Annotated in this window: 1 protein-coding gene; it reads left to right on the forward strand. The window is 56.4% G+C overall.

The window, feature by feature from the left end:
* The coding region (locus GM30_RS00690; protein ID WP_155483882.1) for a hemagglutinin repeat-containing protein at nt 1-698 on the forward strand (698 nt) is incomplete at both ends.

Below are 698 nucleotides of genomic sequence, written 5' to 3' on the forward strand. Positions count from 1 at the left end.
GAGAAAGGAAACGGTACCTGGCAGAACGAAACCACGGTAGATGCCGGTCATCAGGTCACCATCAACAGCGACAGGGATACCACTCTTGCCGGTGCGCAGGTCAGTGGTAATCAGGTTACGGCTGATGTTGGTCGCGATTTAACCATCACCAGCACCCAGGACAGCGATCACTACGACAGCAAACAGAGCAGTATCAGTGGTGGCGTAGGCTACACCTTTGGTGCCGGTACCGTCCAGGCAAGTGTCAGCGCCAGCCGTGACAAAATGAAGAGCGATTATGACTCGGTGCAGGAGCAGACGGGTATCTTCGCAGGAGACGGCGGTTTTGATGTAACGGTCGATAGCCACACCCAACTGGATGGCGGTGTGATAGCGTCCACTGGTCCGGCAGATAAAAACCGACTGGATACCGGCACGCTGGGTTTCAGCGACATTCACAACAAAGCCGACTACAAAACCGAGCACCAGGGGGCTGGCTTCAGTACGGGCGGCAATATCGGCAAAGAGTTCGCCGGGAACATGGCAAACACCCTGCTGGCAGGCGGTGGCAACAGCGGTCATGCAGAAGGCACCACGCAGGCAGCGGTAAGCGACGGTACCATCATCATCCGTGACAAGGCAAACCAGAAGCAGGATGTGGCAGACCTGAGCCGCGACACGGAACATGCCAACGGAAGCATCAGCCCGATATTTGACAA

Origin of the sequence: Trabulsiella odontotermitis (genome assembly GCF_001188485.1) — a bacterium.
In the GTDB taxonomy this organism is placed as follows: Bacteria; Pseudomonadota; Gammaproteobacteria; order Enterobacterales; family Enterobacteriaceae; genus Trabulsiella; species Trabulsiella odontotermitis_A.